The organism is Haloarchaeobius sp. FL176 (assembly GCF_024609245.1).
In the GTDB taxonomy this organism is placed as follows: Archaea; Halobacteriota; Halobacteria; order Halobacteriales; family Natrialbaceae; genus Haloarchaeobius.
Window position 1 is genome coordinate 1 of sequence record NZ_JANJYH010000002.1, and the last position, 24,141, is coordinate 24,141.

A 24,141-nucleotide genomic window follows, 5' to 3' on the forward strand; every position below is an offset into this window, starting at 1 on the left:
TGAGCCGACGCATAATCCGAGATGAGGAGTCCTTGTCGTGCACAGACTGGACTTCCTCATTCCTTCCGAAAGATGCCTCGATAAGCCGCCGCTATCACGCGTTTTCTCGCTTAACTAAAGACGGATGGACCCCAATTCAGGGACTATCAGTGGAGGAGACGCAGAATGCCCGCAGTGTGAGGTTGTTACTGAAAGGTCGGATATTGTAGAGATATTTAAGGATGGGGAATATGAGTTCGAGGTTTGCGGGGTACGATATGAGGAAAGTATTGGGGGAAGCAAGTACCATTCGCCTACAAAGGAGGACCTCGTCGCTGTAGAGAAAGCACGGGAAGAGGTGGATTCAGACCTCCGACTCTCGACTATATTGTCGACAGAGCGGTTTGAAGGATATTATGACCGGGCGGTCCCTTACGGAGTTGAGCAATGGAGGGATGTCTATAGTCCACGTCAACTTCTGACTCACGCAACTTATCTAGAAGCTTTCGATGAAGTTTCTGACTCAATTCAGTCCGAATACACGGAAGAGAAAGCTGAGTTGATTATGACCCTACTCTCTTTCATCCCAGTGAAGTTGGTGAGTAGGAATTCAAGATTGAATCCGATGTCACCAGACTACGGGTCACCCAGCGATATGCTTGGGGACAATAACTTCTCCTTCAAGTGGCATTTTGCAGAGAGCAATCAGATGGTGGGAACCTATAGCTATCAGTCTGAAGCGAAGAATATCATTGAGAGTTACGAGGAGACTGTCGGATACGTCGAGCACGTCGATGAACCTGCTACAGTATATCAGGGTGACGCCGCAGACCTTCCTTCGGAAGACTCCTCGGTACAGAGTGTAGTTGTTGACCCCCCGTACGGAGATAACATCGTATATTCGGAAATATCTGATGCGTTCTACGTCTGGCTGAGAGAGTATCTTGGCGACACGTTCCCGACGACATTCAGCGACGTGGAAACCAATAAACAAGACGAAGCAGTCGAGAATCCGGCATTAGTAGAGGAAAGCGAAGGCGAGTCTACGTCAATAGTTGCACGACGCAGCTACGAGGCGAAAATGAGTGAGATATTCTCTGAGGTGTACCGGGTTCTGGAACCGGGGGGCACTCTAACAATCTACTTCACGGACAAGGAGATTGATGCATGGGACTCTCTTACTATGTCTATCATTCAATCTGGGTTCGTTATATCAGCTACCCATACAATCACTAGTGAAATCCCGAGCAGAATTGGGGTACAGGAAGACGCGTCGGCCGACAGCACGTTGCTGTTGACCTGTAGGAAGCCTGCTAAAGAGTCGGAAGAACGTGTACCAACTCTCTGGCGAGATATTCAACAGGAGACGAAACAAGTTGCGAGAGAAGAAGCAGAGAAACTCTTAGATTCTCAGCACAACCTCACAAAGACAGACATGATAATCAGCGCCTTCGGGCCAACTCTTCGGGTGTTCACACAGGAGTTCCCGGTGGTGGATGACAAGGATAACGAGGTGAGACCGAAGCAAGCTCTCGCAGAGGCGAGAACTGCAGTGACAGAAGTTCTAGTGGAACGAGAATTGTCGGAGGGACTTGACGGTGTAGACTCCTTGACGAAATGGTATATCCTGTCTTGGCTGGTATACGAAAGCGACAGTATACCGTACGATGAAGCGAGACAACTTGGTCTCGGTGTGGGTGTGGAGATTGATGAACTGAAGAGAGACACCAAGATATGGGGTCAGAGCAAGGATACACTGCTACTCAAGGGTCAGTCTGACCGTGTGCGTGACTACACCGCTCTTGAATCTGGTGAGAAGAGACGAAAGAGGGCGTATCCGGTGAACCCACGAGACCAGACGTTCGATTATAACATCGATGCAATTCACGCAGCCCTAAATGTGCTCCAAACTAAGGGAGGTGATTTCACGTGGAACTGGCTCCAAGACCGTGACCTCCAAAATTCGTCGTGGTTCTCCCGAATAGTCAAAAGTCTACTTCAGGTTATGCCGCAGACCCATCCAGACCATGAACTCTTAATCAACCTTGCATCGGGCGAGACGGGGGGATTACTCGAAATCAATACAGATTTTCTGAGTGATAGGGATGAGAATGGGAGCCCGCGTACTACGCTTCAGGACTTCGAATAATACATGGGATTTCGAGATTGGGATTGGAATCGGGTTTACGAGAGCGACTTCGGAGGTAGACAAACCTTAGTGGGTGCTTTTTATCGCCCGATGCTCTCTGAGGCAGTCCAATATGACCGCCTCGCCGGCTACCTGAGTCTCCAGAATCTCGCTGACGCGCTACAAGGCATCGAATCTGCATTCGAATCCGATGGCGAAATCAGAATAATTGCCTCGAAGCGTCTGAGTCAAGAAAACAAACCGGTTCTCACGGATTACGCTCCCCTATCCGAGGAAGGCGAGTCACGTCTCGCGCTCATCGCCCAGATGCTGGACGAGGGGCGACTCCAGCTCAAAATTGGAGAACCCCGGAATAACTCCGATTCGGGCATCTTCCACCCTAAGCTCGGCATCGCGACTGACGCCGACGGGAACCGAATCACGTTCGAGGGCAGCATCAACGAGACGTACAACGCGTGGTACCGCAACTACGAGCGATTCAAAGTCCACCGCTCGTGGGACGAGGTCGAGAACGAGTACGTTACAGAGGACGTAAAGACCTTCGAGCGGCTCTGGAACGAGGAGCACGAGGATGTCGAGGTCACGGATATCGACGACGCCATCGAACGGGATATCCTCGACTGGCAGCCTGAGTCCGATGAGGAGGTCGAGGAGCACGTCGAGCGCCTGAAGAAGTCGAGCGAGCCCCCGGCCACTGAAGCGACAGTTACCCGCATTGCCAACGAGCGTGGGCTCCTCCCCGGCGCGATGCACATCGCCGAGGACATCAGCTCGATTGAGCCGTGGCCCCACCAGCGTGTCATCGCCGACACGGCGGCGAGCATCTATCCCGAGAGCCTCCTGTTCTGTGACGAGGTCGGCCTCGGGAAGACTATTGAGGCCGGACTCACCATCTCTCGACTCCTCACCATCGGTGAGGTGACCGACGCCCTGTTGCTCGTGCCGGCTACGGTCCAGCCACAGTGGCAAGAGGAGCTTTTGGAGAAGTTCAACATTAACGCCTACTCCTACGAGTATAGTGGCGCACAGCGCGTCCTGCGCGACGCCTACGGTATCGAACATTCCCTTTCGGACTACGAGACCATCGACGCGTGGGAAGACTCGCACATCGGTGAGTTCGTCTCCGACCGAGACGAGCCAACGGTCATCCTCGCCTCGTGGCACACTGCACGGCGCTCGGGAAATATGGGGATGTTCTCCCCGTCGGTCCACTGGCAAGAGGAGCATCCCGGCGACCCACCGAAGGATAGCTTCGAGTGGGACCTGACGCTCGTCGACGAGGCACACCACGGTCGCGAGGGAACGAACCTCTACGAGCTACTCACGGAATTACAGAACGATACGCTGTGTAACTACGTGCTGACGGCAACGCCGATGCAGCTCGAAATCACCGAGCTGTTCGACCTCCTGCGTCTCTGCGACCTCCCAGACGGGTGGAACGACCGCGAGTCGTTCGACACGTACTTTCAGATGCAACAGGACCTCGCGGAGGCACTCGATGAAATCGATGCTGACAGTTCGGCGACTGTCGAGGAGATTCTCCCAGACCTCGCCTCGAAGTGGAACTACGAGCCGTACGAAGGCATCACGCATCTCCGCACGTGGGCAGGGATGATTCAGTCGTTCGTACAGGAGCACGAGGACGTTGCCGAGTGGGTCGGCGAACGGGTCGACGATAGCGACTTCGGGCTGAGCGAACGTCGTCGGCTGAATCGGGTGCTGGGTACTGGGAGGCTTGGCGCACGCGACTGGGAAGATAAGTTCTCGAACCTGTCTGTCGAGGCCCTTCGGTTTCTCCTTGACCTCGGTGACGAGACGACGCCCGTCAAGTCACGTGTTTTCCGGAATACACGACAGACACTCCGGATGTGCAAGGAGGCAGACCTCCTTGATGAGAACATACCACGACGCGAAATCGAGACTCGGTCCGTCGAGCTGGGAGACGCCGAGCCGCTCTACGACCGTGTTGAGACCTACATCAGCGACGTGTACGACCAGTCGAAGAAGCTGCTGGAGGGGAAGGAAAAGACTGCTCTCGGGTTCGTGATGACGACCTATCGGCAGCGGCTCACCTCCAGTCTCCACGCAATCGAGGAGTCACTCAAGCGTCGACGTGAGAACCTCCGTTCTGGGCTGACCGATGCGTCGGACGTATCGGAGAGCGACCTCCAGACTGGGGCCATTACCGACCGGGAGGAGGTGCTCCGGCGTGAATACGGGCTGCGTGTCGACCAGATTGGGGCGAACAGCTCCGCGGGGGAACGAGTTCGAGAGTTCGAACTGAGCGAGCTGGAGGACTTCATCTCCCAACTCTACGACGTTCCAGAGGACCCGAAGTTGGAGCAGTTGATGCAGGACCTGAAGGAGTTGAGTGCAAGAGCTCGGGATACGGTCATCATCTTCACACAGTACAAGGATACACTCGACGCTATCAAAGAGAAGGTCTGCCTCAGTCACAGCGACGTAGGCACCTACTCGGGAAGCGGTGGTGAAATCTACGACCCGGAGGGTCAGGAATGGAAAAACGTGTCTAAGGAGCGTGTGAAGCGAGAATTCACGGACCCAGATGGAGACCTCTCCATCCTCGTTTGTACTGACTCGGCGAGTGAAGGACTGAACCTCCAGCGTTGTAGCTCACTAATTAATTATGAGATGCCGTGGAATCCTCAAGTAGTAGAGCAAAGGATTGGGCGGATTGACCGCATCGGTCAGATGAATGATAGAGTGCTCATCTGGAACTATATCTACGACGAGACGGTTGAAGAGGACATCTACGAGCGACTTGGCGAGCGTATCAACCTCTTCGAGCAGGCGGTCGGGCCCTTGCGTCCCATCCTCGAAGGACTGGAAGGCGAGGTTCAAAATATCGCAATGGGTGAGTCGAGAAAATCTGGCGAGGATGTGGCTACCGAGGCGGAGGAGCACTCGAAGGAGGCGGAGCAGAAGGTCCGGCAGGTCGGCTTAGCACAGGACCTCGACGAGGTCCGCCCAGAGGACATTATCGAGGAAGCCAAGCTCTATGGCTGGAACACGTCGCATCCCGACGTAGGCCGTATCGGGTACCCCGACAGGCCATTCGACTCACTCGTGGACCCGGACGTGGTGAAGCGACTCTTCACTCAGAGTCAGGTTCTCAGAAACAGGGGCTGGACGTTCAAGATGCTTGACCGTCAGTTGACGGAAGACGAAGACGCCCCCTATCAGAAGCTGTATCGCCTGAGTATCCCTGAGAGCGCAGACCCGCCAATTTCCCGCAACCCTCCGGATGACACGGTGCAATCGATGTATGCTGATGACGATGAGGTGTTGGTGTCATTCGACCCCGAGGTGTTGGAGTGGTATCCCTCGGTCGTGATTCCGCTCCCGCAGCAGGAGTTGTTCGAGTACCTCCTCAAAGAGCTCTTAGCGGAACTTGACGAGACAACTGAGGACGAGGTCGTCCGTGTCGCAGGCGACTTCGACGAAAACGGTACTCGTGTCTGGACCGAATCATCTGCCGCTTCCGATGCTCGTGTCGCCACCTATGCGACAGAGGCCCAGCGCCGGCTAACGCTCGATGTACCGTTACCCGATGAAGAAGCTGGCCGGCAGGAAGTCAGCGAATGGCTGGAGAAGTACGAGGAATTAGTCCAGTAGACCGTCGGATTTGGGGTGTGTATGGCGAACTTCGACCCGGTCGCTTCTGGATTTGAGAGATTGCATAGCCTCTTGGGTGTCGGAACGCCGGGCGAGGTCGAAATTCGCGAAGACGAGACAGTACGTGTCGACGTGGGCAGGAAGGCTATCCAGCCGGTCGATATCATCGGCAATCAGGTTGTATCGCTCGGAGCCCTCACGGAGGTACTTCGCGTTCTTGATGTACTTGAACTCGACCGCTGTCACGAGGTCTTCGACCCGGAACTTCTTGCTCCCGCCCTCTAGTGAGAGGTTCACTTCGTCATCGAAAAGTACGAGGTCAAGCTTCATTTGCTGGCTTCCAAGCCCGAAATTGCTGCCACTCGCCTCGCAATGTGCTCGGTCGATATCTGCCGTCGAGATGATTTCATCAGCGTACTCGCTATGGTCTGGGGTGTCCCCACGAGCACCTCCTGAATCGTGGCTTCCTGTGAGACGAGCGGGCTGGAGCTGGTCGTTGAGAAGTTGCTTCAACTCGAACGCGAGCTCAGCTTCGACGAGATAGTTTGCTGGCCTCTCCACGAAGTGCCGTTCGAGCTGGTCGATTGAAGCAGAAATATCGGCCATTACGGATTCACCTGTATCATTGTATAGCGTGCGCAAAAACCATATCCACGACCACGGTTCGTAAGTCAACTCCAAGAGGTTGTGCGGGCTAAGACGATTTTGCAAACCAAACGCAATCTAAACATATTGCCAACACCCCCTCTAAACGGGCGACGTGGCTCCCTAAACGCCGATATTCTTCGAATTATCCTCAGTCGAAATACGCTTCTCCCCCATAGAACGGGGCACCTCAGGGTTCTGTTCTGAATTCTTTGTTAGCGGCTTAACGACTAAGGGGGTATTGCAAGCGAAGGGAATTGAGTGAAACGGTCCGAATACTGAAATGGCCGAATTCTCCCGGCAGTTACACCGTCGATGCCCCCGAAACCACATATTCGAGAGTTACTGTATTTCTGGACAACTGAGGGAGAGAGACAGCACATCTACATACAGAAGAAGAGAGAGTACGCGTGTAGTAGTATGGTACGATTTGAGAAATCTACCATGTACCCCCAACTCGATGAGTAAAAACCGAGATAAAGACGATAGAATTGGGTGAGCTACAGCTCTATACCGGGGTGTTCACGAGCTGAGTTCCGCCGCTAGTCGATTCCACCGTCTGTCATAGCTGGACGGTTCCAAAGTCGTCCCATTCGCCGGCCTCCATTCGCTTGCGGGCTTCTTCGAAAACTTCTTCGAGTCCGGCTCGAACGTCGTCCTCAAGCATGTCGTTACTGGAGATATCAATGAAGTCGTCGTTATTTTCGTCGACTTCTTCTTCGGGTTCCTCTTCAATTTCCTCGGACTCGTCGTCGTTATTTTCGTCGACTTCTTCCTCGGGTTCCTCTTCAATTTCCTCGGACTCGTCGTCTTCACCGGCGCGGGCAGCGACTTTGGACTCCGCGCGTTTTTTGATATCGTTGAGAACCCTCTTCGGGTCGAAAAAGTTGCGGAGCCATTCTCGGACGCGCTCGAAGGCGGCTTGACTGGCCCACCGGACGAAGATGCAGCCATCGTTTATCTTGTGGAGGATTCTGGCGTCGGTGAGTTTTGTAACGTTCCGTTGAACGGAGCTGTAGGAGAGGCCGGTCTTCTCTTGAAGATATTTGTAGGTGACGGAGGTCCCCTGATGTTCGGGGTCGAACATGAGGATGTTGAGTATGTCCTTGTACGACTCGGTGTTTGAATGGAGGATGAACCCTTCAAGTTTGCGTCGGGCGTCTTCTCCCTCCCACGCTTTCCGAAGTGAGACGATGCGACCTGTGGGTGCGTGATACTCGCGGGACTCGAAAGTCTCGTCGTTCTCAGGTTCTCCGTTCTTGTCGATGGGCCGGAAGTAATCGTCCGCGACGAGGTCCTCCTCACCGATTGCGGCCATATCGAGGTGGTGGAGGAGGATGGAATCAAGCCGGTCGATGACTTCACCCCATGCGCTCGCGTGGAGTTTACCTTTCACCGCCTTTGTCTCTGTCTTCGGGTGGTGACGATAATTGGCCTCAGAGTGTCGGTTCGCGTTCTTCGCTCTGTAGGTCTTGATTTTGTCCTTCTTGACGGCGAGTTTCCCGTCGCGTCGCGGCCCGATGGTGTATCCGAGGTGCTCGAATTCAGTCGAGGAGACGGAGAAGAGGGAGTGGTCACCGTGTCGAATGTCTTCCTCGATGGTTCCTTCTTCGCCTTCGTTGCCAGTGTGAATGAGACGGGAGGTGTTTCTTTCCGTGTGGATGATGCGACCCATAGACCCGAGGTTGTGGCGGACGTAGCGTTCGAGGCCGGAGAAGTAGAGAGTCTCCGCGATGGGGTCCCAATGGGTCATTAACGACGTACCGAGTTCGTCGTCGAGATGTTGGAAGTATTCGCTAATCCAGTCGAGGACTTCATCGAGGTCTTGTGCGTAGGAGATTTGAGCTTTAATGTACGTCCCGGCATAGCGATGACCGTCGACGGCCTTCGGGTAGCCAAAGGAGTCTTTCTGCTTGTTGACAAGATGGGGCCCACGGGGTTCGAGCGTGAGGGTACACTTCGCGGCGGTGGTAGCACCTTTCCCGTCGTTAATATCCTCAAAGAGTCGGAGTCGCTGGTCGTCGTAGCCAACGAAGTCTCGGTTCTTGTTGAGGTGGCCGATTCCTGTCGAACTGGAGTAAAAGCCGACGTGGTGTTCGTCGTCGTCGGGTGTCCATGAGGGAGAAATATCGCCGACGTGGTGGGGGTGGTCGCTTCGACCATTGTAGCCGACCTCGGTGCAGAGTTTACACTGTAGGTCAGCGAGAGCGTCGTAGAGACGATTTTCGTCCCGAAGCTGGAAAAATACGTCCACGCCGTGCGTTCGAGGTGTGTAATTGGCGTGTTCAGTCGAGGTATTGGTGCGGTTTTCGCGGGATTCAGGCGTGTTCTCGCTAGATTTATGCGGGTTCGAGTTGTTCCTTTCCATGGTTATCCAGACCAACCCGCGGCGACGCCGATTCGGGAGAGTCGAGTTGGAGCCTCGATTCTCCTTCCTTACCGAATAATTGCCGACTGGAAGGTCTAGCCTGTGGAGATGGTACATCCGACTAAAGCCGTGACGCCAGACCAAATGGTTGACAAAGGAATTCAGTCTTCTTCAGCCCACCAACGGTGTCTCCGATTGGGCGTGGAAATCGGCCTATTTCCAAGTGTGTAGGTGTGAACCGCGAGCTCATCGACTTCCCACGCTCTGCGATATTCATCATCTACGGGAAATGGGACTGAAAGTATCGCTCTGACTCCCCCTCTCTTTGTCGGGTCATCGCACTCAGGATGCCGTCGTAGTACCGAAGAAATCTCACTGCCACGACTAATCACATCCAGACCGAGCATCTGGTAGATTCGTGTGATATCCTCAACTTTGCCAACTTCGACATAGTGGCCTCTCGGAACACACGCGACATCTGCTATTCGCGCACTCTCGGGGTACTTCTGCTCGTAGGTGACTACCTCACAATCTTTCCGTTGTAGAAACCATGTTGCAACTGCCTTCAGGTCGGCATGTAGAGGAGTGATGATTGCAGCCTCTGCTACTTTGCGACGGGCCTCTGCGAATTCTGTGGTTGAAATCTCTTCGAACTCAAAGGTGACTGTTTCGAGCGAGAGATAGCGTTTCGCAACGAGATACTTCAGCCGCTCATTCTCATGTCTTCCGGGAGAAGGAATCGATAGAGTGGCTTCCGGGCTTCGCTTCTTCGATTTCATTTCACTCCCTCGCGAGTCTAAGCTTCTCCTCACTGAGATTCATCAACATCTCTGCCTTCGGACCTGCCCGCCAAATTGAACTCCCTTCTGAGGACCGCTGGAGCCAATCGTAAGCCTCTGCCTCTCGGCACACGCGGCGAACGGTTGAACGTTCGTTTTCCTTGAATGGGAGGTCGGTGAGTTTGAATTTGCCTGTGCGAACGGTCTGTTCAAGTGTGGCATTCCAAGCCGCGTCACGTAAGGTCATGATGCTCGACTCTAGTAGGGTGGCTACGTATTTGAATCAGGAACTTTATTTCCTACCTATTTCCGGGAACAAACCATAGCAGTTTGCCTGTGTTCTGGAGGATATGCCGTCCTACCCTCCAACTTTGACAGATGGTACTCATCGCTATCTGCATGAAGAAGGTGAATTCTATATTTGCCAATCGTGTGGTCGCAAAACGAGCGCTCGTGCCATCCGTGAACGACTGCACTTCCATCGCTGTAAATCCGGAAGACGTTGAGAAGTCAGTCTAAGTCGACTGCAAGTCCTAGACGACGATATTATCCGACCGCACAATCCGGGCAAAGCTGAGTTCGACGGTCAGCGACCCGTTTGCAATCGAAGTGATGCGTCAGTAGAACGTCGACGTACTCGATATACCCGTGAATGACCGTCTCGAACATCGCGCACGCCATTTTCATGGCCTCGGTATACCGGGGGGTAAGCATTCGTCACAGTAGGAGACGAATCCTGAGCCAGTCGGCGGTCCTTGGCCGTCGTACGCCCACCACCTGCATTGTATGATAGTCGCATCAGGGGATATCATAGTGCCGCAGTTGTTACACTGCGTCTCGACGAGCTTGCGCTTCCCCCGGTCTTCACGGAGCATCCTTGTAGCCCGTTTGTTTTTGTCTTCGTCGCTCATCGGTGTTCGGCGAAAGCAGTTACTCGTTCCTTCGTTCGGAGCCACTTCCACTCGTTGTGAGCAGCGGTAACTACGTCTTTGAGATTATCTTCGTGACCTCCGCTCACGAGGACGATTGTTCCGTCGTTTTGTAGGAGACATTGTCTCTCCATACGAAGCGGAGGGGTCCATCGAGAAATAAGAGCGAGAGTTTAGTCCATACTCGTAACTAGACCATGAAAAGAAGGATGTACCACTATTGGTCAGGTTCTACCCATCCCCATAACCCGGTATTTGTATTAGGGATTACACAGGCCGTAGCGAATTTGGCGGGACATTCAGGGTCTCAGCCTTAGAAGGCTGAGAGGTAAATCTAAAGTGCCGAATTCGGCAGGTAGAAGCTTAGGTCCGGGTGCGAGAATCGAACCCGCGTCTCAGCCTCCACAAGGCTGAAGGATAGTCCACTACCCTAACCCGGACACGCACCAGAACGTACCCGGGTCGAACTAAAATACGTTACGACTCGATTGAGGCTCCGTCATGCGGTGTCACGGTCCGAACCGCGACGCTTTTGCCCGTCACGACGCTATCGTGGGCCAAGCGTGGCCATCACGGACAAGATCTACGTCAAGAACCACCGGCAGCTGAGCTCGCAGCTCGACACGAACATCCCGAAAGGCGTGTTCAAGGGCGCGACGCTCGACATGCTGTTCAACGGTGGTGAGGCGCTGGAGAAGCTCGACGAGACGACGCGCGAGCGCATCCTCGACTTCTCGAAGGACTTCATGGACTGCGGCTGCGACAACAGCCCGTACTGTGGCCACCCCGAGGAGAAGTTCGTGCGGTACCTCCTCGAACTTCGCGCCCAGGGCCTTCGCCCGTCGGCCATCGTCGACGTGATGGGTGACGACTACATGGTGTACGCCTACGAGGGGGACGTCCTCTCGTTCCTCGACAACTCGGTCCGTACGCTGGAGGCGATGGAGGAACTGGCCCGGGTCGACGGCGACGAGGACGCCCGGAAGGCGGCGAAACGCGAGAAGGAGACGCTGTCGGGTTAGCCGAGCTGGTACGGTTCGTCGTCCTCGTCCTCGGCCCCGTCGAGGTCCTCGAGGTGGATGACCTCCTCGTCGTTCTCGTCGTCGACGCGCTCGCGGAGATAGGTGACGTACTGCTTGTACTCGTCGAGCTGGTCCCGCAGATGCTCGGCTTCGAGTTCGAGCCGCTCGTGCTCGCGGACGAAGCTCTTCGGTACTTCGACCTTCGGCGGCCACGCCTCGTCGACCGACGCCTCCTCCGGCGCTTCGTGCTCGGGCACCACCGCGACCTGCCCGTCGTGGGCGACGAGCATGTCGACGTAGTCACGGAACACCGCCGACAGCGAGATGTCTCGCTCCTCCGCGATCTCCTGTAGCGTCTCGAACGCGTCCTCGTTGACGCGGAACGAGACCGTCTTGTTCTTGTTGCCCATGCTACCCGTAACTGTCACACAGCCACTTGAACGTTCGTCAGACGCTAGACGCGGTCCTCGAAAAAACGGTGTTCGTCAGCTCAGGCCGTCGCTTCCGGCTCGTCCTCGGCGACGCCGTCGAGGCTCTCCAGCGCGGTCAGGACCTCCTCGCGGTAGCTGTCGAGCAGGCTCGCGTCGTAGCGTTCGGTCGCCATCGCGGCGTACTCGTTGGTGTCGTCGTCGAACGCCTCGATGCGGTCGAGAGTCCGGTCGGCCGTCTCGACGACCCAGCGGTCCCGGGTTCCCTCGTCGACGGCGGTGATGGACTCCGGCCGCAGCGAGACGTTGATGCTGCCGTCGTCGGTCTCGAACGTCCGGGGCTTGCCGACGACCGAGACGTACGCCGGCGGCTCCGTGTCCCGCAGGAACGCCGCTGCCTCGGGCTGGTACTGCCCGGCGTAGATGAAGAACGTGCCCGTGGGGTCGACCACGCGGCCGCGCCAGTACTCCGAGTCGTCGCCGATGTCCTCGGTCTCGGTGAGCGTGCCGACGACGAACACGCGGTTCGCGCGGTCGCCCGTCGGCAGGAGCGCGAAGTTCGGGGCGCGCTCCTCGTCGGACTCCTTGAACGTGTACGTCGCGTCGTTGAACTCGCGTGCGAAGACGCGCTTGGCGACTTCGCGGGTGGGTGCCTGGCTCATGTCACATCGACCTCGCTCGGATGAGCGTCGCCTCGGTGTCCGGACGCTCGGTAAGTTCCTCGACGGAGTCGGCCAGCACGTAGCGGCCGAACGTCGGGCCCGTCACGCGGTAGTACACTCCCATGACCTCGTCGGCGATCTCCTCGGCGACGACGGTCGTGTCGAGTGCGTCCATGGCCATGTCCTTGGCCTCCTCCAGCGAGATCTCCGCGACGTCCTCCGTCGCGGCCTCGTTGAAGATGACCTCGTGGGCGTCGACGCCGTCGTCGACGACCGCCTTGATGCGCAGGTCGAAGGTCCCCTCGACCTCGCCGTGTTCCGCACAGCGCCCGTTCTGCAGGACGCGCGTGCAGTCCTCCTCCGGACAGCGCTTGATGAGGCCCGAGCCGGACTGGATGTCGACGAGCGCGCCCTCGATGGTCACGTCGTCGTCGCCGACCTCGATCTCCTCGTCGAGCTCCTCGATGGTCGTGGTCCGGTTGAGCTTCACGGAGTACTGGCCCTCGTACTCGTCGGTGACGACGTTCGAGAGGCGGTAGACCGTGCCCTCCTCCAGTTCGGGTAGCTCGGAGGTGGTGAAGGAGACGAACTTCTTGGTGCCGGACTCGTCGCCGACCAGCCCGACCTGGGCGATGGAATCGGAACGGGGCTCCCAGAGCTGGGTGACCTTCACCGTCAGGTCGACCCACTGCTCGTCCTGGTCGATGTCGCCCAGTTCGACCGCCTGGCTGGAGCCGCCCGCGAGCTCGTCGCGGTCGACACCGGTCTCGTCGACGTAGTGGCTCCGGACGCTGCGCGTTGCCTCGTCCATCGGCACCTTGAACTCGTCGACCAGCCGTTCCAGCCGCTCCTCGATTTCGTCGACGGACACGTCCGCGTGTCCGGAGAACTGTTCGTGTAAGTCTTCGGCGTGCTGTCGCACATCGGTCATGGTTGGCTCTGTCTCCGCGTGTGTTCAGTGGGAGACGTATCGACGTTGGGCCGCGATGGTATTTAAACTGTGCCAAGCGCGGTGAAAGTGAAACGGGTGTCGAGACGCCAGACCGGGACATTCGGGCCGGAGCCGTCGGAATACGCCGGTTCGACGCGGGCGGAGGTGGACGACCGACGCGACTTTGTGGCCCGCCACGTTACGGTCGTCCATGTCAACGGGCTCGTGTCGACCCCGCGCCGGAACGCCCGCCACCTGGCGGTGGTCACGGTGAGCGACGACTCCGGCATCGGCGGCTACCTCCGGCGGGCCATCCGCTCGGCCGGCCGGCAGCACGAGGAGTCCCGCGAGCAGTTCACCGCGGGCCGGACGGTGAACCGGCTCCCGGCCGACGAGCACGGCCGGGCGAAGATCGTCTGCCGTCGTCACGCCGACAAACGCGCCGTCATGCTCTCCGAGGAGGGCGTCCCGCCGTGTTTCGACGGCGAGAACCGCGACTGCCAGGGCTGTCTGGAGGACATCCGCGAGGGAGTGATAGAGACGTGGTGACGACGGTCGCGCTGGTACTCGCCGGCGGCACCGGCACCCGGCTCTACCCCGCCAGCAGGGCAGACCGCCCGAAGCAGTTCCTCGACTTCGGCGGCGACCGCTCGCTGCTCGCCCGCACGGTCGACCGCGTCGCCTTCGCCGACGAGACGTACGTGCTCACGGGCGAGCGCTACGCCGACGCGGTCCGCGAGCACGCCCCCCGCGCCGGCGTGCTGGTCGAACCCGCGGGGAAAGATACGGGACCGGCACTCGCCTACGCTGCCCGCCGCATCAGGGAGCAGGTCGACGACGCCGTCCTCGTCTGCGTGCCGAGTGATCACCACGTCGACGGCGATTTCGCGACCGTCGCGGAACACGCCTGCGACGTGGCGGTCGAGACGGACGGGCTGGTGACGATGGGCGTCGAGCCGACGCGTCCCGCGACTGGCTACGGCTACATCGAGCCCGCCGGGGGCTTCGAGGGCGGCGGCGGCGACCCCGCCGGCGGCGTCGCCCGCGTCGCGTCCTTCCTGGAGAAACCCGACGAGGCGACCGCTCGCGAGCTGGTCGATGCGGGCTGCCTCTGGAACGCCGGTATCTTCGCGTGGACGCCCGACGCCTTCCTCCGTGAGTGTCGGAACACGCCGCTTGCACCCATCGCGACGGCCGACGACCCCGCCGAGGGCTTCGCCCGCGCCGAGAGCGTCAGCGTCGACTACGCCGTGCTCGAACGCACCGACGAGGCGTACGTCGTCCCGGCGACGTTCGACTGGGACGACCTCGGCGCGTGGGACGCGCTGGAGCGGCTGACCGACGCGGGGCTGGGGGTCGAGGAGCTGGACGGGAACGCGGTGCTCGGCGATGGGCTCAGTATCGACGCGTCGGGGAACGTCGTCGCCAGCGACGGAAAGCACGTCTCGCTCGTCGGCGTGGACGACCTCGTCGTCGCGGCCTTCGACGACCGGGTGCTCGTCGTGCCGAAAGCGGAGGCACAGCGGGTGCGCGAGGTCGTGAGCGAACTGCGGGATGAGAACCTGTTCTGACGGTCACCCGTCCGGATTGACGGTCTGCAATCCACGGTCGCTCGCGATTGCGACCAGGTCGGAATCGGCGGAGACGAACACGACGTCCGTCTCGTCCCCATCCAGCGCGAGGGCGGCGGCGAGCTGGAGATTGTCGAGGGTGCGGAGGTCGTCCTCCAGTATCAGGTCGAAGGAGAACTGCTGAATCGACTCTTCCATCGGGACGATGACGAAGTCGTCCAGCGCCTCCCTGAAGAACCCAGCGAGCAGGTCGTCGGTGTCGGACTTCGATATCTGGTCGGGATTGTGTCTGCCTGAACGCCGAGATGGTCTCGATGACGGCGAGCGGGTGATGCTCACCCGGCGGTCGTCCTCGACGAGGTCGTCGACCAGCTCGGTGCCAGGTTCCTCGTAGTACCGCTTGACGAGTGCCGACGTATCGAAGAACAGAACCTCCGTGGCCGCTACAGCCGTTCGTCGCGGTCCGCCCGGACGATCTCGGACAGGTCCTCACCCTCACTGACCTCTCGGCGGAGTTCCTTCAGGTCGGCCTCGTCGCGGTCCGAGAGGAACTCGCGCATCCGCCGCCGGAGCGCCCCCGTCTTCGCCTTGTCCAGGAGCCGTCGCCCGTCGAACTCGGGGTCGTCCGCGGTGTCGCTCATGCCACAACGTCGGTCGTCGCCTCTTAAATTCCTTCGCCGGCCCAGCGACAGCGGCCGAGAGTTCGGGGAGTAGGTATATCAACTCGTAATCACAAGCGACCGAGAGAGGAGTTCCCAGTGAGCGAGGACGATTCTGCCGACGTTATCGAGGAGTGCCCGGGTGGCGAGGCCGTGTGGACGCGACGGCGCGCGCTGAGTGCGCTGGGCGCAGGTGGTGTCGGCCTGCTGGCCGGGTGTACGGGTGGGTCAGACGAACCAGCGCGGACCAGCGAACGAACGGCGACGGCCGCGACCAGCGCCCAATCGGAGACCGCGACGCCCACCGCGACGGAGGAAACGACGGCGACGACCGAGCGACCGCGAAACTACCGACTGCACCTGATTCCGGGACGGAACCGGAGCGTTCGGGCTGAGGTCTCGACCGACCAACTCGACCAGTACCGGGAGGAGTTCGGCACGGATGTCGTGACGGAGGCCGGGGTGTTCTCGGAGCCGGCCGAGGACCACTGGCGGAACATGGAGGTCGACCTCCTCGCGCTGGAGTGGTGGCACGACAACGACTACGAGAACATCCAGCACGACGAAGGCTCGCAGTTCGTCGAATCAATCGGAACAGAATCAGAACCAGGAACGATTGAGCACGAAGCCAAAAACAATCCACGTATACCTTATCTTAATTCCGAAGGAGAATCAAATACTTACGGATACTTCAGCTATCAAGAATTCTCCGACTCAAACAGCGTTGGAGAAGCATTAGATTGGATACAGCGCTATCTATTCAACTTCCAAAAGAACTGGAATGATTCTGGGCCAATATCAACCGAAGATGAGCTATACACTGCCGTACTACAAGAAAGCTTAGATAACCATACCGAACTGGGGTCTCATTTCTGGGCGTTCGATCTGCCAGAGGCCAGTAGAAGCACACACGGAAACGGACTAGCATACGACCAAACTAACAACGAACTCCGAATCATAGAAACAGTATCAGGTCCAGAAACCGCTGAATCAACATCAAACGGCCTTGATCTTCAATACCATCCCCTTGTAGAAGATTCGAACTATCTGAACGAAGACCATGACGCGTACAACAGCTGGTGGCATCCGCTCCGGTTCGCAGACGACCACCGAGAAGATACAGTAGAAGGACACCACGACAGCCTAGACTTTGAGACGCGTAAGCTGTTCGCAGCTGATATACTGGCCGGAATCACGGGGGGTTACCACGACGAAGAAGACTTTGATAACAGTAAGACGAATGTGGAAGCCGGAATAGCTATATCGACAGAATATATTGTCGGCTTAACAGATAAGCTTCTAAACTGGAACACAAACGACGAATATGACGCCGAACTCTTCAATGAAATCAAAAACCAGGCCAAAACATACAGTAAACTAAGAAAAGAGGGAGAAAACTACGTTATGTATGGAACTGTTGAAAGCCCGAATGTCGCCAAAGTCGAATCAGCAAACCTCCTCGACCGTATCTGGAGAGACCAGCGCGGCCAGTACGACGACTTCGGCGAACATATCGAAACCTGAGCACGTCGCGAGGCCCCGAACCGCTACACGGCTGTGATTCTCACCCTCTAGCTCCGCAGCCGCCCGCCGTCCACCGGCACCGACGCCCCGTTCACGAAGCTCGCCCGGTCCGAAGCGAGGAACGCGACCACGTCGCCGAGTTCGCCGGGATCGCCGATGCGCCCCATCGGGATGCCGTCGGCCCAGTCGTCGAGCCCTTCCTCGTAGCTGTCGTACTCGCCGCGGTCGAGGCTCTGCTCGACCAGCTCCTCGATTCGGCTGGTCTCGTGGGCGGCTGGGAGGACGACGTTCGCCCGCACGTCCGGAGCCCATTCGCGGGCCACGGTCTTCGCGATGCCGACGACCGCCCGGCGAACGCCGTTCGAGAGCACCAGCCCGTCGATTGCCTCCTGCACGCTCGTGGAGGTGATGGCGGTCCAGCTGCCGGCGTCGCTCGCCTCGAGGTGCGGGTACGCCTCCTTGACGGTCCAGACGGCGCTCATCACGAGCAGGTCGTACGCCTCGTAGAAGTCCTGGTCCGTCATGTCGAGGAACGGTCCCGAGCGCGGCCCGCCGGCCGAGGTGACGACGTGGTCCAGCGCGCCGAACTCCTCGACCGTCGCCTCCACGATGGCCGAGATGTCCTTCGGGTCGGTGATGTCGGCCTCCAGTGCGAGCACGTCGCCGTCGAGCCCCTCGAACGCGGCCTCGGCGTCGGCGAGTCGGTCGGCGTCCCGACCGCAGATGGTGACGTTCGCGCCCTCGCGGGCCAGCGCCCTCGCGCTCGCGTTCCCGAGGCCGGCCGAACTCGCCGTGACCAGTGCGGTGTCGCCGTCGAGATGCAGGTCCATGGACGTGACGACGGGGGCCGAGGACTAAGGGTTGGGGACGGCGGAATGTTCAGTTCGGGTCGTAGGGGTCGGTCGCGGTGTCGAGTCGATACATCTCGTCGACAGCGTCGAAGTCGTCGTCGAATGCGTAGAGGTATCCCAGTCCCTCCGTCCGCATGTACCCGACGAGGCACGCGTCGACGAACGAGAGGGGTTGCTGCTGACGGAACAGTGCTTTTCCCGTCGCCAGCGCGTCGCCGTTGAGGGAGTCGATGTGGAAGCGGGTGTTCTCCTCGATTCGGTCGAGGAGGTCGACGGCTGCATCGTGTCCCGCGTGTGTCGTGAGCCCGTTCAGCGTCTCCGCGAGAACGTAGTCGAGGACCACCCCTTCCGGGAGCGACCCGTCGTCGATTCCACGGAGGATGGGGAGCGCGTCGTCGTGGGCACTGTCCCGTCGATAGGCCGCGGCGAAGAGAACCGACGTGTCGAGCAGTGCGCGTGGCATCTACTCGACGTCGACGCCCCAGGCGTCGTGCTCGGTCGTCACGTCGGTCTCGTCGTCGCCGTCGTACCCGTCGAACTCGGCGAAGGTGCCAGTTCGCTGTTGAACGACCCGGACACGGACGCTCCCATCGTCCTCGATCTGCCAGCGGAGCTGGTCGCCGTCGTCGATGCCGAGTTCGCGACGAATCCGCGCCGGAATGTTCGCCTGGTTCCCCGACACTTTGCTCTCGGCGTCGGTGTGGTCGCTGCTCATACTCGGAGGGTGGCACTGGAGCGTGAAAAGAATAGTGTGGCGCCACACTAGGCTGGATGGAACGGCCCAACGATAGGACGGTGCGGAGACGCGGTCAGAAACTCGAAGAAGGCCGGTCGGTGGACTGTCCAGGTGCCTCGACGGGGGTTCGTTCGGCCGTCAGTTGCCCCAGAAGTTGTCGCGGCTTCCGAGGCGTTCGCGCTTTGGCGGCCGGTTGCTCGCTTCCTCCTCGTCCTCGCCGTCACCGTCATCCTCGCTGTCGTCTGCGTCGCTCTCCTCGCCCTCGCTCTCCTCCTCGTCGAGCTCGTCCTCCATCGGGAGGCGCTCGACCTCGTCGGCGCGGGCGTGGTTGTTGTGGACCTTCGTGATCTTCACCTTCGCGCGGGCCTCGGGGAGGACGCCGTCGACCATGACGATGAAGCCGTCCTCGGTCCGGCCGACGCCGGCACCGGATTCGTGGATGTCGGTGACCTCGACGACGATCTCCTCGCCGCGCTTGACGGGCTGGGTCTTCAGGTCCGAGATGGGCTGGTCGTAGTGACCACACCACTCCATGCCACCACGGTCGCCGTAGTGGTTACAGCCCATCCCCGAGATCCGCTCCTGAAAGCTGGGGCAGTCGTCTGCGAGTGGACAGTCCGGCATGGACTCGTGTAGCGGGGCGCGGGTCTAAACGCTTGCGCATCGGGGGACTGGCCGGCAGGACCCGCCAATGTGGCGGACCGTCGCCCGCCAACGCGCCGGCGGGACCACTCTCGACCCCTCCGCGTTCGCGCTGCTCCCAGTTCGCCCCCAGCGCTGGTTGATATCGACCCTCGGTTGCTGCAAAAATGTCTGATAGCGGTGCTCTACGGCCCGAATCGTTAACAGTGGCCCCTGCCTCGAATCCGGTACAGACGGATTGCGGACACCAGATGACAACTGCCCGCCCGCCACAGTCTGTGGCGGCGGTGCTCGTCCTGCTACTCGTCGCGACGCCGCTGGTTGGGGCCACGGTGGTCGAGGCGGGCGCGGCCACGCCGCGTCTGGACGAGGCATCGCCGACGCAGCAACGGTCGGGGGTTGGGGGAGCGTCCGACGCCGGTATGGTCGTCCGGTACGAGCTGTCGCCGGTCGACGCGGCCGACGGACGCGTTCGCGTGAGCGCCCAGTTCCGGCTCTCGGAGTCGGTCTCACGGGTCGCTATCGCCGTCCCGGACGGCGCGAGCGTCGAGTCCGTCACGGGCTTCGACGCCGCCGAGGACGGCTACGACTACCGCTGGGACCGGCAGGGGAACGCGTCGATCACGTACGTCGTCGACGCCACGCGCTTCGCCAACGGCGGGCTGGAGTCCATCTCGACCGCGGAGTGGTCGTTCCTCTACGAGGATGCCGTCGACCTCGCGACCCTCGACTGGTGGTACTACGGCGAGAACCCGGGGAACAGCCGCACTCTCGCGCTCGCCGACGGCGTCGACGGGTGGGCCGGTGACGACGTGGCCGTGACCGGGGCGGTCACCGTCGCCGAGGAACGCCGCGATGGGCACACCTACCGCGTCGTCAGGCCCGACCGGGCCGACGGCGCACGCCCGGCCGACGAGGTGGTGGACCTGCTCGCGAGCGCCGACGACTCCTTCCCGGTCGGCGACCGCGGCGAGGTCACCACCGTCGTCCTGCCACCGGCGGCCATCCGCTCGGGTGGGCTGGCGACGGTTCGCCGGGGTCCCGACCGCGAGCTCTGGGCGCACGGCTCCACGGCGGTGTTCGCCCACGAACTCGTCCACGTCCGGCAGACGTTCACGCTCGCAGACGGCGACGACGGCCCGTCGATGCGCTGGCTGCTGGAGGGCATGGCCGAGTACCAGGCCGCAGTCGTCGAGATGCGGGCGGGGCGACTCCCCGAGGACCGGTTCCACGAGCGCGTCACCACCGACGCCGGGGCCGACGCGACGCTCGCCGACCGGTCGACCTGGGCCTCCGCGAACGTGCCGTACGACAAGGGCGAGCGAGTCGTCGCCGCACTCGACGCCGAGATACGTCGGGCCACCGACGGCGAGCGGAGCATCGTGGACGTGTGGCGGCTGCTGAACGCTCACGACGGCACCGTCAGCTACGCCGACTTCGTGGCGGCCGTCGAGGCCGTCGCGGGGACCGAGATGGAGAGCTGGCTCGACCGGTACGTCCGGACCGATGCGGTCCCGAGCGTGCCCGCGGACGCACCCGGGCTGTCGGCGATGCCGGACGAGCGGCCGACGTCGCTCGACGCCGACGCCATGGGGGCCGGCATCGACGCCGTTGACCCGGCAGCGGCCTCGCCCGCCGAAACGACTACCGTCACCGCACTGGGGGTCGAGCGCCCCGTCGCTGGGGCGCTCGTACTGCTCGCGGCGTTCGCGAGCGTGGCGTTCGGCCTGGTCGTCCTGCGCGAGTAGCCGCGGCGAGGGACCGCCCCGAACGCAACCGTTTCACCCCTCGCACCCCGAGCAGCAGGTATGTCACGGCGCGTCCCCGAGATGGCTATCGTCGTCGGCGTGCTGTTCGCGTCCGGCTGGCTCGCGTTCGTCCTCCTCGTGGAGGGCGACCGGCTGCTCCGCGAGCCCGCCGGCATCCTCCCGGTCGTGCTCGTCGCCGCTGCTCTCTGTTACCCCTTCGCCGCCTGGGCGGTGTACTTCGACGACGACCCCGCGGGGACGTTCCCGCCCGAACCGGTCGCCGTCGTCGGTGGCCTGCTCGCGCTCGTCCCGGTCGTCGCCGGTGCGCTCGGCGGTCGGGCGCTGTTCGGTCTGTTCGCCGGCACCGCCGTCGCACTCCCGCCGGCGGGCTACGCACTGAAGTACGGCGACTCGCTCCCGCCAGCACGGGCGAGCCTCGCCGGCGGGACGGTCGTCGGCGTCGGCGTGGTCACGGTCGGCCTGCTCGTGGAGCAGCCGTACCTCGCCGCCCCGGTCGCTCTCGCAGCCTTCCTCGGCGGCGTCGCCGTCCACGACCGCGCCGGCGCCCCGCTGCTATCGGCGACGCTCGTCTTCGGCGGGACCGCGCTCGTCGCCGCCGCGCTGGTCGGTGCGAGCGTCTCCCTGGGACACTCGCCGTCGGTCACGCTGGCGACCGCGCTCACGGTCGGCTTCGGCGGCGCTGTGGGTGCGCGGTTCCTCTCGAAACCGTCGCGCTGGTAGCGGGCGGGCTACAGCAGGCTGATACCCCACGCAACCAGCGCGATGGCTGCGAAGACGGCCATCAACACCAGTCCCGGCGTCTCCGGGACGGCCGGGTCGTCGTTCGTCAGTTGCTCGTAGGCGCTCGCGAGAACCATCCCGCCGCCACCGACCGCCATCAGCACGCCGCTGACGCTGAACTCGCCGGCGACGAGCGAGGGCACGCTGACGGCGGCGAGGACGAACCCGCAGACGACGAGCGAACCGTGATAGAGGAGGGCTCTGTTCATCAGTCACGGTTTCGCACCGGCAGCTGATAATAGTTTGGTGACATTTCCGCCGTTATTATTTTGCCAGACGCCCATCAGCGTTATTAAAAGCCACCGTGTCAGTCGGGAGACATGGGGAAACGTTCCACCAGACGACACTTCTTGACACGAGCGACGACGACCAGCGCGGTCGGCGCACTCGTCGCGAGTGGGGCGGGGTACAGCGACGGGCGAGCGAAGGCGGGAGCGGACCCCGAAGTCGGGCTCCGGGACGGTGCCCGCACACAGGAACGGGCGCTCGTCTTCGTCGGGTCCAAAGACGGGACGTTGCACGCAGTCGGGGCAGGCACAGGCGAACGTCTCTGGGCGGTCGAGGGTGCCGCCGAAACAGCGCCGACGGTCGTCGACGGAACGGTTTACGTCGGCTCCGGGAACGGTTCGGTACACGCACTGGACGCCGCAACTGGCGAGACCTACTGGACGTTCAACCAGGCCTCCGGCAGGGTGACCTCACCGACGGTCGTCTACGGCTCGGTGTACGTCGGAACGAGGGACGAGTCGCTGTACGCACTCGATGCGGCGACGGGCGAACAGCAGTGGGCGTACACGACCAGTATGGAACATTTGTCGCCGATTTACTCGGCACCGAACGTCGTCGACCAAACGGTGTACTTCGGAACCCACCACTCCACGTCGGACAGCTGGTATCCCAGCACGGTCCACGCCCTCGACGCACAGTCCGGTGACGAACGCTGGGTGTTCGACGAACCGCAGGAGCCCGTCGACGCCTCGCCCGTCGCGGCCGATGGGACGGTCTACGCGGCCTCGCTGGACTACAGCCTGTACGCCATCGACGCGGCCTCGGGTGAGGAGCGCTGGCGCTTCGACGAACCCGGGAACGATGGATTCGGCGGAGCACCGGTTGTCGTCGACGACACCGTCTACGCACGGAGCTGGGGGACGAACCTGCACGCGCTCGAAGCCGCGACCGGCAGCAAGCGGTGGACGTTCTCGGAGCTCCCCGGACCGTCGGACGCCGCACCGACCGTCGTCGACGGCGTCGCCTACGTCGACCAGTACGCGGTGGACACGACGACCGGCGAAGCCGAATGGGAGTTCGAAACATCGGCCGACAACTTCTCCACCCCGACGGTGTTCCGTGGGACGGTCTACGTCGGCGCGACGGACGGGCGACTGTACGCAGTCGACGCGGGAAGCGGAGGCATCGAGTGGACGTACGACACGGGTTCGGAGATTTGGACCGCCCCGACGGTCGCCCCAGATTCGGCGGGCGGGCACAGTCGTGGGTCACGTGTCGCGCTCGGGACCGTGGGGCACCACCACAGCTGGGCCGGTGCCGAGCCGACGAGTGTGGAGACGGAAACCGCGACGGCGGTTCCAACGACAGTCCAGTCGGGCGACGGCGGGCCCGGGCCGACTGACCGGGGCGTCGACGCTGTCGGGTCGGGTGGTGGTCCGAACGTCCTCTGGCTCGCGCCAGCAGCCCTCGGGCTGGTCGGACTCGGCGGCGCGGCGTGGGCAGTCCGCCGCCGGTCCGTCGACGACGGTCCCGACCCCGGTGACGGCAGCGGCGGCGACCGGCCGGTCCACGGTGATTCCCCGGGGGCAGCGAGCCGAACGGAGACTCGGACGCGGGTCGCCGAGGAAGACCCAGCGCCAGTCGGCGGGCCGCCCGCGTGCCCCGATTGCGGTGGGCAGAACGACCCGAACGCCCGGTTCTGTCAGCACTGTGGGGCGGGACTTTCGATACACTGTCCGTCGTGCGGGTCCAGGCTCACCGGCGACGAGGCGTTCTGCCCCGCGTGCGGTGACCCCGTCCAGTAGTGGGTGTTCCGTCGCCACTGCCGTCTCGTCATCCTCGAAAGAATGGGC

At 61.0% G+C, this 24,141-nt stretch carries 22 protein-coding genes and 1 tRNA gene; 9 read left to right on the forward strand and 14 right to left on the reverse strand.

Features of this window, described 5'->3' with window-relative positions:
- The first annotated feature begins 124 nt into the window (after positions 1 to 124).
- Positions 125 to 2,128: a DUF1156 domain-containing protein gene (locus NO978_RS03075; RefSeq protein ID WP_257298055.1), complete on the forward strand. Its 2,004-nt coding sequence runs from the start codon at positions 125 to 127 to the stop codon at positions 2,126 to 2,128.
- A 90-nt stretch (positions 2,129 to 2,218) separates the two neighbouring features.
- Entirely contained in the window at positions 2,219 to 5,764 is a 3,546-nt protein-coding gene (locus tag NO978_RS03080) for a helicase-related protein (protein WP_257298056.1), read from the forward strand.
- On the opposite strand, the gene NO978_RS03085 is transcribed toward NO978_RS03080, so the two are convergent.
- The 4 genes from NO978_RS03085 to NO978_RS03100 all read right to left on the reverse strand — a co-directional run bounded on the left by NO978_RS03085 (position 5,753) and on the right by NO978_RS03100 (position 10,925).
- Positions 5,753 to 6,370 carry a hypothetical protein gene (locus NO978_RS03085; protein ID WP_257298057.1) on the reverse strand — a complete coding sequence of 206 codons (618 nt, stop codon included), beginning with the start codon at positions 6,368 to 6,370 and terminating at the stop codon, positions 5,753 to 5,755. The genes NO978_RS03080 and NO978_RS03085 overlap by 12 nt on opposite strands.
- 601 nt (positions 6,371 to 6,971) lie before the next feature.
- Entirely contained in the window at positions 6,972 to 8,777 is a 1,806-nt protein-coding gene (locus tag NO978_RS03090; protein ID WP_257298058.1) for a hypothetical protein, read from the reverse strand.
- 161 nt (positions 8,778 to 8,938) lie between these two features.
- Positions 8,939 to 9,556 carry a hypothetical protein gene (locus tag NO978_RS03095; protein ID WP_257298059.1) on the reverse strand — a complete coding sequence of 206 codons (618 nt, stop codon included), beginning with the start codon at positions 9,554 to 9,556 and terminating at the stop codon, positions 8,939 to 8,941.
- Between the two features lie 1,296 nt (positions 9,557 to 10,852).
- Positions 10,853 to 10,925, reverse strand: a tRNA-His gene (locus NO978_RS03100).
- Between the two features lie 123 nt (positions 10,926 to 11,048).
- On the opposite strand from NO978_RS03100, the gene NO978_RS03105 reads away from it, so the two are divergent.
- Positions 11,049 to 11,507, forward strand: a complete 459-nt coding sequence (locus tag NO978_RS03105) for a DUF5814 domain-containing protein (RefSeq protein ID WP_257298060.1) — start codon at positions 11,049 to 11,051, stop codon at positions 11,505 to 11,507.
- Here NO978_RS03105 and NO978_RS03110 read toward each other — a convergent pair.
- From NO978_RS03110 to NO978_RS03120, 3 genes are all read right to left on the reverse strand, one after another.
- Positions 11,504 to 11,917 carry a ribbon-helix-helix protein, CopG family gene (locus tag NO978_RS03110; protein ID WP_257298061.1) on the reverse strand — a complete coding sequence of 138 codons (414 nt, stop codon included), beginning with the start codon at positions 11,915 to 11,917 and terminating at the stop codon, positions 11,504 to 11,506. The two genes, NO978_RS03105 and NO978_RS03110, sit on opposite strands and share 4 nt — an antisense overlap.
- 80 nt (positions 11,918 to 11,997) lie before the next feature.
- Positions 11,998 to 12,597 carry an RPA family protein gene (locus NO978_RS03115; protein WP_257298062.1) on the reverse strand — a complete coding sequence of 200 codons (600 nt, stop codon included), beginning with the start codon at positions 12,595 to 12,597 and terminating at the stop codon, positions 11,998 to 12,000.
- Position 12,598: 1 nt separating this feature from the next.
- The gene (locus NO978_RS03120) at positions 12,599 to 13,528 is read right to left on the reverse strand and encodes a replication factor A (protein ID WP_257298063.1); all 930 of its coding nucleotides are present in this window, start codon (positions 13,526 to 13,528) and stop codon (positions 12,599 to 12,601) included.
- Between the two features lie 186 nt (positions 13,529 to 13,714).
- Here NO978_RS03120 and NO978_RS03125 point away from each other — a divergent pair, with 186 nt between their 5' ends.
- Positions 13,715 to 14,077 (forward strand): hypothetical protein, encoded by a 363-nt coding sequence (locus NO978_RS03125; protein WP_257298064.1) that lies wholly within the window; start codon positions 13,715 to 13,717, stop codon positions 14,075 to 14,077.
- Complete coding sequence (locus NO978_RS03130; RefSeq protein ID WP_257298065.1) at positions 14,071 to 15,099, forward strand: sugar phosphate nucleotidyltransferase; 1,029 nt, start codon at positions 14,071 to 14,073, stop codon at positions 15,097 to 15,099. The genes NO978_RS03125 and NO978_RS03130 overlap by 7 nt, the downstream gene beginning before the upstream one ends.
- Before the next feature lie 3 nt (positions 15,100 to 15,102).
- Here NO978_RS03130 and NO978_RS03135 read toward each other — a convergent pair whose 3' ends face one another.
- Together NO978_RS03135 and NO978_RS03140 are read right to left on the reverse strand one after the other, a co-directional pair.
- Positions 15,103 to 15,438: a PIN domain-containing protein gene (locus NO978_RS03135; RefSeq protein ID WP_257298066.1), complete on the reverse strand. Its 336-nt coding sequence runs from the start codon at positions 15,436 to 15,438 to the stop codon at positions 15,103 to 15,105.
- A gap of 104 nt (positions 15,439 to 15,542) precedes the next feature.
- Positions 15,543 to 15,740, reverse strand: a complete 198-nt coding sequence (locus NO978_RS03140; RefSeq protein ID WP_257298067.1) for a hypothetical protein — start codon at positions 15,738 to 15,740, stop codon at positions 15,543 to 15,545.
- A gap of 117 nt (positions 15,741 to 15,857) precedes the next feature.
- On the opposite strand from NO978_RS03140, the gene NO978_RS03145 reads away from it, so the two are divergent.
- Positions 15,858 to 17,282 carry a hypothetical protein gene (locus NO978_RS03145; protein WP_257298068.1) on the forward strand — a complete coding sequence of 475 codons (1,425 nt, stop codon included), beginning with the start codon at positions 15,858 to 15,860 and terminating at the stop codon, positions 17,280 to 17,282.
- Positions 17,283 to 17,329: 47 nt separating this feature from the next.
- On the opposite strand, the gene NO978_RS03150 is transcribed toward NO978_RS03145, so the two are convergent.
- The 4 genes from NO978_RS03150 to NO978_RS03165 form a co-directional block, all read right to left on the reverse strand.
- Positions 17,330 to 18,112 carry an SDR family oxidoreductase gene (locus tag NO978_RS03150; RefSeq protein ID WP_257298069.1) on the reverse strand — a complete coding sequence of 261 codons (783 nt, stop codon included), beginning with the start codon at positions 18,110 to 18,112 and terminating at the stop codon, positions 17,330 to 17,332.
- Between the two features lie 49 nt (positions 18,113 to 18,161).
- Positions 18,162 to 18,596, reverse strand: a complete 435-nt coding sequence (locus tag NO978_RS03155) for a PIN domain-containing protein (protein ID WP_257298070.1) — start codon at positions 18,594 to 18,596, stop codon at positions 18,162 to 18,164.
- Positions 18,597 to 18,848: an AbrB/MazE/SpoVT family DNA-binding domain-containing protein gene (locus NO978_RS03160; protein ID WP_257298071.1), complete on the reverse strand. Its 252-nt coding sequence runs from the start codon at positions 18,846 to 18,848 to the stop codon at positions 18,597 to 18,599.
- A gap of 159 nt (positions 18,849 to 19,007) precedes the next feature.
- Complete coding sequence (locus NO978_RS03165; RefSeq protein WP_257298072.1) at positions 19,008 to 19,493, reverse strand: TRAM domain-containing protein; 486 nt, start codon at positions 19,491 to 19,493, stop codon at positions 19,008 to 19,010.
- Positions 19,494 to 19,762: 269 nt separating this feature from the next.
- Here NO978_RS03165 and NO978_RS03170 point away from each other — a divergent pair, with 269 nt between their 5' ends.
- Both NO978_RS03170 and NO978_RS03175 read left to right on the forward strand, forming a co-directional pair.
- Positions 19,763 to 21,259, forward strand: coding sequence for a hypothetical protein (locus tag NO978_RS03170; RefSeq protein WP_257298073.1), 1,497 nt, complete (start codon positions 19,763 to 19,765; stop codon positions 21,257 to 21,259).
- Between the two features lie 60 nt (positions 21,260 to 21,319).
- A complete protein-coding gene (locus NO978_RS03175) occupies positions 21,320 to 22,000 on the forward strand; it encodes a hypothetical protein (protein ID WP_257298074.1) in 681 nt (226 codons plus the stop codon).
- Positions 22,001 to 22,008: 8 nt separating this feature from the next.
- On the opposite strand, the gene NO978_RS03180 is transcribed toward NO978_RS03175, so the two are convergent.
- Complete coding sequence (locus tag NO978_RS03180) at positions 22,009 to 22,269, reverse strand: hypothetical protein (RefSeq protein ID WP_257298075.1); 261 nt, start codon at positions 22,267 to 22,269, stop codon at positions 22,009 to 22,011.
- Between the two features lie 111 nt (positions 22,270 to 22,380).
- On the opposite strand from NO978_RS03180, the gene NO978_RS03185 reads away from it, so the two are divergent.
- Positions 22,381 to 24,093 (forward strand): PQQ-binding-like beta-propeller repeat protein, encoded by a 1,713-nt coding sequence (locus NO978_RS03185; protein WP_257298076.1) that lies wholly within the window; start codon positions 22,381 to 22,383, stop codon positions 24,091 to 24,093.
- The last annotated feature ends 48 nt before the right edge of the window (positions 24,094 to 24,141 follow it).